The sequence below is a fragment of the Streptomyces sp. B21-083 genome (assembly GCF_036898825.1).
Taxonomy (GTDB): Bacteria; Actinomycetota; Actinomycetes; order Streptomycetales; family Streptomycetaceae; genus Streptomyces.
In genome coordinates this window covers 2,978,258-2,990,010 of the sequence record NZ_JARUND010000002.1, presented here as the reverse complement: position 1 = coordinate 2,990,010, position 11,753 = coordinate 2,978,258, and the positions used below count along the sequence as shown (strand labels likewise).

Sequence of the window (11,753 nt, the reverse complement as noted above, 5' to 3'; positions counted from 1 at the left end):
CGGCTCACTCCGACTCCGCAGTGAGCTTCTGCTGGATCTCCGCCGCCCAGTCCGGATCCATCGGGGCGATGATGCCGACCGCCGCACGCCAGTGGGCACGAGCACCCTCGATGTCACCGGCGAGAGCGAGCGTGTCCCCGAGCCGGTTGATACTGCCCGCCTCGTTGTAGCGGTCCCCGCCTGCCCGCAGCAGGCGGATCGCCCGCTCGTAGCAGAGACGGGCCCGAACCAGATTGCCGAGGCCATGGTGGGCGAAGGCCAGCGTGTCCCAGACATTGGCGTGCCGCGTCCCGCCGGTGTCGGACGTACGGCGATACAGCTGCAGCGACCGCACCGCACTCGCGACGGATTCGTGGTGGGCACCCAGGCAGGCCTGGAACCAGGCAAGGGCGTTGAGGCATTCGGCCTGGGCGCTGAGGTGCCCGGCCGTTCGGTACACGTCGAGGGCCTGCCGGATGAAGTCGATCGCTTGGTGGTCGCGTCCCGTACGGGTCATCATCCAGCCGAGCATCCGCAGGCAGTGCGCCTTCCCCATGTCGTCGCCCAGAGCTTCGAACAGGGCAAGGGCCTTGAGCAGGTGTTCCTCACCGGAGCTGTAACGGCGCAGCAGGGAGTGGGCCCGTCCCAGGCCCGCCTGCGCGTGTGCCAGGCCGGCCGCGTCCCCCGACTGCTGGGCGGCGCCCAGTGCGGTGAGCTGGAGGTCTGCCCAGTCGTGCCAGTGCCCGACCCGTTCGTACATCGGATCGAGCAGGCGAGCCAGCCGCCAGGCGTCGCCGGGGAGGTCGTCCCGCACGGCCTGACGCACAAGCTCGGTCAGTGTGAGCCGCTCCGTCCGGAACCATCGCACCGCCGCTTCCGGGGTGGTGAGTTCGGTGTCGGCCGCGACCTGTCCGCTGCCCGGAGGGACAGGGAAGAGACGGTCCGGGTCCAGTTGCCGCAGGGCGGCGTGCGCTGTCCACACGTAGAGCTGGAACAGCCTTTCCTGGGCGGCGCTCCTGTCGGACGGGGCGTCATGGACGTCGGTCGCCTCGCGTCCGTAGGCACGCAGCAGATCGTGCAGTCGGTGACGGCCGTGTTCCTCCATGGTGACGAGGTGCGCCCGCACGAGTTCGTCCAGCAGCGGGCGGGTTCCGCGGAGGGTGAGCCCGGCGAGCGCGGCGGCGGAGCGAGTGTCGAAAGTGGTTCCGGGATGGAGGGACAACAACCGGAACAGGCGGGCCGTCGCGTCGGAGAGTGTGCGGTAGGACCAGTCGAACACCGCCCGTACGTCGCTGAAGTGATCCATGCTGTGGAAGGCGTCCAGGCTCCCGTCCGCCTCCTGGAGCTGAGTGGCCATCGCGTCCAACGGCAGTTGAGGATTCATCAGGACCCGGGCCGAGATGACGGACAGGGCCAGCGGGAGCCGGCCGCACAGGGAGATGATCGTTTCGGCTGCCTCGGGCTCGTTGTCGACACGGTCGGACCCGAGCCGGCGTACGAGAGTCTCCCGCGCACTCTCGGCGGACATGACGTCCAGCATCAACGGATGCGCCCCGTGGGCTGCGACGAGGCTGCTCAACTGGTTTCGGCTCGTGATGAGTACCAAAGAGCCTGCCGATCCGGGAAGGAGAGGCCGGACCTGTTCCGCGTCGCGGGCGTTGTCGAGCAGGACCAGTACGCGTCGGGTGGCCAGCAGGCTTCGGTAGAGGGCGGCCTGAGCGTCCAGGTTGTCGGGGATCCGCTGCGGGGGGATACCGAGGTTCTCCAGAAATCCGCGGATGGCCTCCGCCGGGGCTGTCGCCGATCCGCTGAGGTCGAAGCCGCGGAGGTCGACGTACAACTGTCCGTCCGGGTAGCGGTCGGCGACCCGGTGGGCGAAGTGAAGGGCGAGCGTGGTCTTGCCGACTCCCGCCATTCCGCCGATCGCGCTGATGATCAAGGCTCGGGACGCGGGGGCCGCGCCGTCGGCAGAGGCGAGATCTGAGGAGAAGTCCGAAGAGGAATCGGAAGGGAAAAGGGACAGCAGGCGTTCGACTTCGGCGTCCCGGCCCACGAAGTGGGGTGGTGCGGCCGGTAGTTGGGCGGGGCGCGGGAAGGGGGAGGGTGCCGTTGCCGGACGGGGCTGTTCGGTGGTGACGGCTGCCGGGGGCGCGGGCGACGGCCCTGCCAGTACCTGCTGGTGCGCTTGGTTCAGACCGGCCGAAGGCCTGACTCCGAGTTCGCTGTGCAGCCGGTCGCGCAGGCCGTGGAAGACCCCCAGGGCCTCGGCCTGGCGCCCGGACATCGACAGGGCGACGATCAGACGGCTGTGCAGTGGCTCGTCCAGCCGGTGTTGGTCGGTCAGTGCCCGCAGAACTCCGAGGATCGGCTCGACGTCTCCGAGCCGGACGGTGAGGTCCGCCGCTTCCTTGGCGACCGCCAGACGTTCGTTGTCGAGATGCGTGAACAGCGGGTGCCCGCGAACCTCGGCGCCGACCCCGGCCCCTGCGGGCCCTCGCCACAGCCGCAGGGCCTCGGCGTATCTGTCGACAGCCCGCTCGGGGCGTCCGGTGTCACGCTCCGCACGGGCCCGCGTGTACAGCTCACGGAAGTGAAGGAGGTCCGATGAACGGGCGTCGACGTCGATGCGGTATCCGCCGCCGTCTCCCAGCAGCCACTGGCCAGGCGCCATACGGGGCAGGGTCGGCTCGATCATCCGGCGCACCGAGCCGATGTGCCGCCGGATGACGTTCGCGGCGGTGGCCGGCGCACTGCCGCCCCACAAGAGGCTCAGCAACTCCGGCAGTGACATCGGCAGGCCGGCGCTCGCCAGCAGCACGGCGAGAAGGGCCTGCTGCCGCGGAGGGCCGGTGTGCAGTTCGGTGCCGGCCCGCCAGGCTCGTACCGGACCCAGTACGGCGAACCGCACCTCGGGTGTCGCGTCCTCCGCCGGTAGGACCGGTAGGACCGGTAAGGGGGGAACGGGCGTCTCCGAGCCGCCGCCCTCCCGCCCCGGCGCGGGTCGGCCGCTTCCTCGAACCATGTCTCCCCCAGTCACGCGGGCTGCCGGACGCAGACGCGCACTGTGCCTCACCGTATCGAGTGAGACGCTTACCGGGCATGGCAGTCACGGCTCTGGCCGGGGTGGAAGGGCATGTCGGCCATTACTCACACGTGCTCACAGGCTTCTGGTCATACCTCCGTCGATGACGAAGTCGGCCCCGGTCACGTTTCCGGCCCGGTCGCCGGCGAGGAGGAGGACCAGGTCGGCCACTTCCCCCGGCAGTGTGAAACGCCCCGTCACCGAGTCCCCGGCGGCCTGCGTCACCACGGCCTCCTGTGCGGTGTCGCCCGCGTGGGCGAGTGTCGCCGCGACGCCGTCAGGGCCGAGCCACAGCTCTGTGGCGACCGGTCCCGGGCTCACCGTGTTGACTCGGATGCCGCGCGGGCCGACCTCTTTGGACAGTGATTTGGAGAAGCTGGCCAGGGCGGCTTTGGCAGCGCTGTAGTCGATGACCAGCGGGTCGGGCAACGAGGCGTTCACCGACGTGACCGTCACGATGGTGCCGGTGCCGCGTTCGAGGAGATAGGGCAGTGCCTCGCGGGTGACGCGGACCGCGGTGAGGAAGTTGATCGCCAGGGTGGAGGTCCAGTCGTCGTCGGTGACGGACAGGAACCCACCGGTACGCGGGCGGACCGCGCCCACGTTGTTGACCAGGATGTCCAGGCCGCCGAAGGCGACTGCGGCCCGGATGAGTTCGGCCGGGCCGGAAGGCGTGGTCAGGTCGACTTCGACCGGGCGGACCCGGTCACCGGCGGCCAGTTCGGCCAGCTCGGGGCTGATGTGACGTGCACCGGCCGCCACGTACACACCCTCGGCCGCCAACGCCTGTGTGACGGCCAGTCCGATGCCCTTGCTCGCACCGGTGACGACGGCGACCTTGCCGGACAGATGCAGATCCATGCGCTCTCCTCGTGATGTGGTCCCGGCAGGTCCTAGGTGGCGAGGAAGGCGAGGAGGGTGTCGGTGAGTTCGGTGGGCTGCTCCTCCCAGATCCAGTGGCCGGAGTTCTCGATCACCTTTCCGGTGACGTGGGTGGCGTACTTGCGCACCTGGTCGGGGACGGCCCTGCCCAGGCTGTGCCGGGCTCCGATCGCCAGGACCGGCATGGTGAGTTTCGTCCTGCCGTTGATCTTGTTGTCGGCCACGTCCTGGTGGAGGGTGCGGAACCAGTCGAAGCTGGCGCGCAGGTGGGCGTCGTCCTTGAGGTAGTGGCCGTAGAGGGCGGCGTCCTCTCGGGTGATGCCGGCCTTGTTGTACTCCAGCAGGTCGGTGAAGCCCTCGACCCACTGGGTCTCGCGGCCGTCGACGGTCTGTTCCGGCAGGCCGTTCTCCACTGAGAAGAAGCCGAAGTTCCAGTGGGCCGGCCCTTCGGCAGTCAGTGACGGGAAGCCGTAGATGCTCTTGTCGGGGATGGGCGCTTCGCTCAGGACGAGCTTCTTCACGTCACGGGGGTGCGCGGCGGCGTAGGCGTAGGCGACCATCGTGCCGATGTCGTGGCCGACGATCCGGACGTCCTTGTCGCGGCCCAGTCGGGTCAGGAGTCCGTGGATGTCGGCGGCGAGGGTCTTCTTGTCGTAGCCGGTGGCGGGGGCGTCGCTCCCGCCGGCGCCGCGCAGGTCCGGCGCGATGACCCGGTAGTGCTTGGCCAGTTCGGGCAACTGGGCGCGCCACTCGTACCAGGTCTGGGGGTAGCCGTGGAGCAGGACAAGGGTTTTGCCCCTGCCGCCCTCGACGAAGTTGATGTCGACGCCACCGACCTTGAGTCTGCGTTCGGTGAAACCGGCCGGAACGCGCTCGCCGGTGGGCGCGGTGTGTTCCTTCGCCGTGGTGAGGACCGGGGCCGCGGGGGCCGGCGCGCCGACGAACACGGTGAGAGCCGTGGCAGCGGCGACGGCGGTCGCGGACGCGAGCGTGGACAGCAGGGCTTTCCTCAAGGGATTTCCTTCTCTGGGGTCACGGACTCTGGGGTCACGGACGGGTGCTGAAGGGGCCGAGCTCTCCGGCGTCGATGCGCAGCGATTCGAGCATCGCGAAGGCGTTGTCCGGGGTGAAGACGTCCACGGCGGCGAGCACACCGGTGTACTTGGCCACGACAGGAGCCGCTGCCCGCTGTGCCACCGCGTCGAGATACGTCTTGAACACGGCCCAGGAGTTTCCGGTGGGCCCGTACTTCTCGAAGAAGGGCGTAGGGTCCACGGCGGCCATCGCGGCACGGGTGCCGGCTTCGAGGTCGGCGACGTACCTCTTCTGGAGATCGCCGTCGGCGCGGACCCCCAGTCGGCCGAGGTGCCCGCCGACGAGGGTCCTCCACGGGTATCCCATGGCCACGTCGTGCGCCTTGATCCAGGCGGGGATGTCCTGGGAGACCACGAGGCCCTTGAACGGGACCCAGCCGGGGTAGAGCACGTCGACGACCATCAGGGTGGCCTGGCGGGGTGCGTAGACGAAGATGTTGTCGGGTGAGTGGTTCGGGCCGTGGTGGGCGAGTTCGAGCACTTCGCCGCCCACCCGCAGGACGTAGCGGTCGTCGAAGGTCTCCGTGGGCGCGGGGCGGTTGGGGTCGGCGGCGATGCGCAGCAGGCGCCGCGTCTCGGTGTGGCCGATGCGCACCACGTTCCTGCCGAAGATGGAGGAGGCCCCGATGTGGTCGGCGTGGGAGTGGGAGTAGACCAGGTGGGTCACCTTCCCCGGCAGGCCGTTCGCCCTGGTGATCTCTTCGATGGCCCGCAGCAGGTTGTGCCCGATCGTGGGCGGTGCGTCGACCAGGACGACGCCGTCGCGCGTGGTCAGGAACATGGCCTGGTAGAACGAGTCGGTGACCCAGTACAGATTGCCTTTGATCCGGCCCACGAAGTAGCCGGCCGTGTTCGGCGTCGGGCCGACCGACGCCGCGGGGATCGGCGCGTAGTCGGGAAGGCCGTCGGGCTCGGCTGCCGCCGCGATGCCGGGTGACGCCGTACCGAGAGCGGCGGCGGTGGGTAGCGCTGCCGTGACGGCCATCCGTTTGAGGAACATGCGTCGGTCACGTGTGGCCGCGTCCGAGGATTCGACTGTCATGGGATCGCCTTTCGGAGCGAGAGATTCCGAGGTGGCACAGGACGGGGAATGCTCAGTCGCGGGTGGAGCGGGCCGCGGCGACGATCAGGTCGGTGGTGGCATCCGGGTGCGAGAGCATGACCACGTGCGAGGAGCCCTTGACCTCGACGGTGTGCGACTTCGCGCGGGTGGCCATGAAGCGCTGGGCGGCGGCCGGTATGGCCTGGTCCGCGCCCGCGACCAGGTACCACGAGGGCAGCGTCTTCCAGGCGGGCGGGCCACTGGGTTCGCCCAGGGCCGCCAGGCTCGCGGGACGCTGCGTGGCGGCCATCAGCTCGGTGTCCCGGGCGGGCAGGTCGGCGGCGAAGGCTGTACGGAACTTACGGGCATCGATGTAGGCGTCCGTGCCGGTGCCGCCGCCGGGCAGCGGAAACGCTCGGGTGAGCAGACTCGCCGGCAGCAGACTGCCCGGGAACCTGCCGGTCAGGTCGAGGCCCGACTCCCCCTGCGCAGGCGCGAACCCGGCGACGAAGACCATGGCCTTGACGTTGGAGTGACCGATCGCCGCGTTCGAGATGACCTCGCCGCCGTAGGAGTGTCCGACCAGAACGACCGGTCCCGGGATGGTGGACACGACGCTGGAGACGTAGGCGGAGTCGCCGGTCAGGTCGCGCAGCGGGTTGGCCGGGGCGATCACGGGATACCCCGCGCGCTGGAGTCTGGCGACGACCTTGTTCCAGCTCGACGAGTCGGCGAACGCGCCGTGCACCAGAACCACGGTCGGCTTCGCCCCGTGACGTTCCTCGGCCGACGGCGACGGCGACGCCGCGGTGGCGGCCTGCGAACCGGTCACGACCAACAGGGCGAGGGCCGCCAGTGCTACGGGGATCCTGCGCCCGCGCTTGCGGCTCGGGGTCGCGGAGGTGGGGATTTCGGACATGGCGGATCTCCTCGGAGAGAAATCGGAGAGAAAGGGGTGTGCCGCGGGTGCACGGGATGGCGGTGCGGTCCCGGTGTGGTCAGAGGGACTGCTTGGCGAGCCAGGTCAGAACGGTGTCGGCGACGTCGCGCCAGCCACTGTCGATGGTCAGGGAGTGCGCCCGGTCCGGGAATCGAAGGATCTCGGTGATCGCCTCGGAATGGCGGTACTGCTTGAGCGTCGCCCGTGTGACGGCCTCCGGCACGGTGTGGTCCTGACCGCCCGAGATCAGCAGCAAGGGACCGCGCGAGGTGTTGCCGGTGTCGACCTTCGCCGGCGAGTGAGGGTTGAAGTTGGCGGCGGCGGCCTCGAAGAGGGGTTTGCCGGGCGCCGGGACGGTCCACCGCTCGTAGAGCTGTCGCGACTCCTCTTCGGAGACGGCGTTGCCGAACGAGTAGCGGAACTGTTCGCTGGTCAGCGAGATCGCCCGGTGCCTGTTGGCGGGGTTCCTGAACACCGGCAAGGTCGCCCGCAGCGCTGACAGCGGCAACGGCAGTACACCCTTGATCTGCGCGGCGTCGATCGCCACCGCGGCGGCGGCCAGATCCTGGCCGAGCAGTTTCTGCGCGATCATGCCGCCGAAGGAATGGCCGACGAGGATCGGCCTGGCGTCGAGTCCGCGGATGATCGACGCGTAGTGCTCGACGACGTCGTCGATGCCCTGGTCGGCGAGGCGTTCGGGATGCGCTCGGGCCTCCTGGACGGTGTCCGGATCACCGGGCCAGCCCGGCGCCGTGGCGTCGTATCCGCGCTCGTTGAAGAGCTCGATCCACGGTGTCCAGGACGTGGCGTGGAGCCACAGACCGTGGATGAACAGCACAGGAGCCGAGGTGCTCATGCGGGGTCCCTCTCGGATGGCTGGAAAGGACGCGCGGCCGGGACTACGCGGTGGGCGGCGCGGCGTTCTGGGTCGTGGGAACCTCTGTGGCGCTTCGTGGAGGACGTGTGAACCCGGCGCCTCGCCGCAGCTCACGGTAGGTGCGGCTGCCTGGTCACCGCCCCACGCGAACGCGTAGTCAAGCGGCTGTGAGCCGGCCTCGGGAATCGTCCGTCACAGGTGCCGTGACTGGCGCCGCACCGCACCCGGGCGGCACGGACAACAGCAGTGCGAGCGCGCTCCTGACACCCACCACGCTCCCGACAAGCCGCACCTGCCGTCGTCGCCCGGGCCTCGGGTGCGTTAACGGTCGGATTCCCAAGGCGCGGGCCGATGGGCGGGGTGCGCGGCCGGCGGAAGGCGTCGGCGGTGTAGTCGCCTTCGTGGCGAAGGAGTTCGGGCGGCCTCTGCGGCATCCCTTTGCGGGTACGGGCGCCCTGGTCGATCTCGGCGCCGCTCCCGGGCGGCCCGGGCGTTCAGGGCGGCTTTGCGCGCGGTCCGGAGCAGTGCCGGGAAAGAGCCTCCGGCGTGTCGCCGGTGCCCGCGCCCGACGGCGCCGCACGCGGACGGTCACCGTCGATGCGAGGGCACACGCGCCGGCAAGCACCGCGCGGACGGCCGGAAGCGGGAGCCGATCGGGCAGTTCCCGCTGATCAGCGGGTCCGGGCTCAGCCCGGAGTGGATTCCTGGGCAGCGGTTCCCGGAGGTCGTGCGGCGGGCTTGCTCATCGCCCGACGCCTCGACCCTGCCGAAAGACCTACCGCCCCGCGGTTCTTCAGCCCGCCTGACCCATCCCCGCCGCGTTGGGCCAGCTCTGGGCGGCCGGCCAGCCCGTTGCCGGGGCCGGGGTGAGGCCCGGGCCGGTGGTGCCGCGGACCTGGGCGGCCGTGAGGCCGTTGCGGGCCGGGACGCCGGACGGGGTGGGCTGCTGCGGGACCATCGGTTGCTGGCCCATCGGCTGCTGAGGCTGCTGAGGCTGCTGAGGCGGCTGGGGCTGCTGCATCTGAGGCGGCTGCATCTGCATCTGCATCTGGGGCTGGGGGATCTGCGGCTGCGGGACCGGCTGCGGTTGCTGCGGCTGCATGGGCATCTGCATCTGTGTGCCCGGGCCGCCGTAGCTCTGGGCGCCCCCGCCGCCGTAGCTCTGCGCGGTCATCGCCGCCGGCATCTGCATGCCGGAGCCGCCGGACTGCATGGCGGCCGGCAGCTGCATGGGAGTCGGCGTCTGCATGGGGGCGGCGATGGGGGTCGGCATGCCGGTACCGGCTGCCGCGGCGGCTGCGAAACCGCCGGGCATACCGGTACCGAGGGCCTGAGCGGCTAGGCCCGGCATACCGCCCCCGTTGGTGGCACTGACCAGCCTGTCCACCGCCGCCGTGCCCGAGCTGTAGTTGGTCCCTGCACTCAGCTCGGGTACGGCGGCTCCCTTCCTGGTCCCGTAGAGCACCTGTTCCAGGCCGGACACCAGGCGACGCACGTCCACCTGGGGGCGCACCACGAGACGAAGGAAGCGACTGGACGAGCCGATCTTGTTGCCGCACTCGCGGACCAGGATGCGATGCTCGGTGAGCATCCGGTCCCGGACCACGGTGCCCTCGGCGCCGACGGGGAGGCGCACGAAGAGGAAGTTGCCCTGTGACGGGTAGACCGTCAGGCCGGGCAGGGAGGAGAGCTGGCTCGCCATGTCGAGGCGGTCCCGGCGCACCTGGTGGAGGCTCTGCGAGTACTCCTGGCCGTGCTCCTTGAGCATGAACACCACGTACTCGGCGAAGGCGTTGAGGTTCCACTTCGGCAGCATCGACCGGACGCGGCCCGCGAGCGACGGGTTGGCGACCATGTAGCCGAAGCGGATGCCGTGCAGACCGAAGTTCTTGCCGAGGCTGCGCAGGACGATCACGTTGGGGCGCATCATCGCCTCCTGCACGACACTCGGTTCGGCCTCGGCGTCGGCGAACTCGAGGAACGACTCGTCGATGATGATCAGGTCGAGGTCGGCCATCGCGTCCATGAACTGCACCAGCGCGTGCTTGTGCAGGAAACCGCCGTCGGGATTGTTCGGGTTGCAGATGACGGCGACCCGGGTGCCGCGCGCCCGGATGAACTCGGCGTACTGGGCGAGGTCGAGGGAGAAGCCGCTGGACTCCTGGAGCGGGAACATGTCGACCCGCTTGCCGGTCTCCATGGGCTGGTCGGTCCAGCGGCCGAAGGTGGGGACGGGGACGGCGAGGGACTCACGGACCAGCAAGTGGTCTATCCACGTGATCAGTTCGGTCGAGCCGTTGCCCATCGCCACGGCCTGCGGCGGCAGTTGAAGCAGATTGCACAGCTCGGCGGTGATCGTGTCGGCGCTGCTCGGGTAGTACGTGATGATGTCGCGCAGCCGCGCCGACATGGTGTCCATCATGGCCGGGGTGGGGAAGTAGGGGTTACACGGGATACAGAAGTCGACCGGGCCGGTCCCGTCGCTCTCTCGCGCGAGCGCAGCCATCGAGGGGCTGTGCGCCGCCGTGCTGCGAAAGAGCGAGGTGACGTTGTCGGCCATGGAACCTCCGTATGTGGCGGACCCGTTGGGGAGGACGGGTCCTCCAGCTCTGGGTGGCCCGCGCGGGGGAGCGCGGGCCACACCTGAATACGGACGGCTGTGAGGCGCTGTTCAACCGCTGTGGCTTCGATGGAAAATTGTGAAGCTCCTGTGAAACCGATCACTCGCGACGCGTTCGGCCGTCACCTGTCGAACGAGTGGACCGTCGTCGTGCGGTAGGTCTCGCCCGGACGCAGCACCGTGGACGGGAAGTCGGGCCGGTTCGGTGAGTCCGGGTGGTGCTGGGTCTCCAGGCACAGCGCGTCGCCCTGGCGGTGGATGGTGCCGCCGGCGCCGACGAGGGTGCCGTCGAGGAAGTTGCCCGAGTAGAACTGCAGGCCCGGTTCGGTGGTCGCGATCCTCAACGTACGGCCGGACGCCGGGTCCTTGAGGGTGGCCACGTGCTCGGGCTCCCCGGTGACGCCCTTGTCGAGGACCCAGTTGTGGTCGAAGCCCTTGGCGTACAGCAGCTGTTGGTCGGCCGCGCGGAGGTCGGCGCCGACCGTCTTGGGCGCCCGGAAGTCGAAGGGGGTGCCCGCGACCTCGGCCGGCTCGCCGGTGGGGATGAGGCCGGCGTCGACGGGGGTGTAGCGGGCGGCGGCGATCTCCAGCTCGTGACCGTTGATCGAGCCGGCGCTCTCGCCGGCCAGGTTCCAGTAGACGTGACTGGTGAGGTTGACGACGGTGACGCGATCGGTGGTGGCCTCGTAGTCGATGCGCCAGTCGCCGTGCTCGGTGAGGGTGTAGGTGACCTTCGTCCGCAGTGTGCCGGGGAAGCCCATCTCGCCGTCGGCGCTGGTGTGTTGGAGGACCAGGCCGATGTCGGACCCGTCGGTGAAGGGCTCGATGTCCCACACCTGCTTGTCGAAGCCCTCGGCGCCCCCGTGCAGGCTGTTCTCGCCGTCGTTGACGGACAGCTGGTGGACCGTGCCGTCCAGCGTGAACCGTCCCTCGCCGACGCGGTTGCCGTACCGGCCGATCAGGGCACCGAAGTAGGGGCTGCCGGCGACGTAGTCCTCGATGGTGCCGAAGCCCAGGGAGACGTTGGCGTACCGGCCCTCGCTGTCCGGGATCTCCAGGGACTGCACGATCCCGCCGTACGACAGGACCTTCAGACGGGTGCCGCCGTTCTCCAGCGACCAGCGGTGGACCGCCGTCCCGTCGGAGAGTTTGCCGAAGAGTTCCTTCACCGGGTTCCTGCCTCTCGTGCGAAAAGCCGAAGGGCCCCGCGGACGCAGTGTCCGCGAGGCCCCCTCAG

8 protein-coding genes are annotated in these 11,753 nt (G+C 69.7%); all 8 read right to left on the bottom strand.

The genetic code is table 11. The features are described from left to right. Nucleotides 1-4: 4 nt before the first annotated feature. Nucleotides 5-3,001, bottom strand: coding sequence for an AfsR/SARP family transcriptional regulator (locus tag QA861_RS37360; RefSeq protein ID WP_334593195.1), 2,997 nt, complete (start codon nucleotides 2,999-3,001; stop codon nucleotides 5-7). Between the two features lie 135 nt (nucleotides 3,002-3,136). Further along, entirely contained in the window at nucleotides 3,137-3,922 is a 786-nt protein-coding gene (locus QA861_RS37355; RefSeq protein WP_334593194.1) for an oxidoreductase, read from the bottom strand. A 32-nt stretch (nucleotides 3,923-3,954) separates the two neighbouring features. After that, nucleotides 3,955-4,956: an alpha/beta fold hydrolase gene (locus tag QA861_RS37350; protein WP_334593193.1), complete on the bottom strand. Its 1,002-nt coding sequence runs from the start codon at nucleotides 4,954-4,956 to the stop codon at nucleotides 3,955-3,957. A gap of 34 nt (nucleotides 4,957-4,990) precedes the next feature. Further along, nucleotides 4,991-6,079, bottom strand: coding sequence for an MBL fold metallo-hydrolase (locus tag QA861_RS37345; RefSeq protein WP_334593192.1), 1,089 nt, complete (start codon nucleotides 6,077-6,079; stop codon nucleotides 4,991-4,993). A gap of 52 nt (nucleotides 6,080-6,131) precedes the next feature. Further along, nucleotides 6,132-6,998 (bottom strand): alpha/beta fold hydrolase, encoded by an 867-nt coding sequence (locus tag QA861_RS37340; protein WP_334593190.1) that lies wholly within the window; start codon nucleotides 6,996-6,998, stop codon nucleotides 6,132-6,134. A 79-nt stretch (nucleotides 6,999-7,077) separates the two neighbouring features. Further along, nucleotides 7,078-7,875: an alpha/beta hydrolase gene (locus tag QA861_RS37335; RefSeq protein WP_334593189.1), complete on the bottom strand. Its 798-nt coding sequence runs from the start codon at nucleotides 7,873-7,875 to the stop codon at nucleotides 7,078-7,080. A gap of 814 nt (nucleotides 7,876-8,689) precedes the next feature. Next, nucleotides 8,690-10,456 (bottom strand): pyridoxal phosphate-dependent aminotransferase, encoded by a 1,767-nt coding sequence (locus tag QA861_RS37330; protein ID WP_334593187.1) that lies wholly within the window; start codon nucleotides 10,454-10,456, stop codon nucleotides 8,690-8,692. Between the two features lie 182 nt (nucleotides 10,457-10,638). Then, nucleotides 10,639-11,733 carry an aldose epimerase family protein gene (locus QA861_RS37325; protein ID WP_334594967.1) on the bottom strand — a complete coding sequence of 365 codons (1,095 nt, stop codon included), beginning with the start codon at nucleotides 11,731-11,733 and terminating at the stop codon, nucleotides 10,639-10,641. Nucleotides 11,734-11,753 lie beyond the last annotated feature (20 nt).

Bases quoted from the DNA above. Each gene is read 5' to 3' on its own strand.
- QA861_RS37360 (WP_334593195.1), bottom strand. From the start codon at position 3,001: ATGGTTCGAGGAAGCGGCCGACCCGCGCCGGGGCGGGAGGGCGGCGGC.
- QA861_RS37355 (WP_334593194.1), bottom strand. From the start codon at position 3,922: ATGGATCTGCATCTGTCCGGCAAGGTCGCCGTCGTCACCGGTGCGAGC.
- QA861_RS37345 (WP_334593192.1), bottom strand. From the start codon at position 6,079: ATGACAGTCGAATCCTCGGACGCGGCCACACGTGACCGACGCATGTTC.
- QA861_RS37340 (WP_334593190.1), bottom strand. From the start codon at position 6,998: ATGTCCGAAATCCCCACCTCCGCGACCCCGAGCCGCAAGCGCGGGCGC.
- QA861_RS37335 (WP_334593189.1), bottom strand. From the start codon at position 7,875: ATGAGCACCTCGGCTCCTGTGCTGTTCATCCACGGTCTGTGGCTCCAC.
- QA861_RS37330 (WP_334593187.1), bottom strand. From the start codon at position 10,456: ATGGCCGACAACGTCACCTCGCTCTTTCGCAGCACGGCGGCGCACAGC.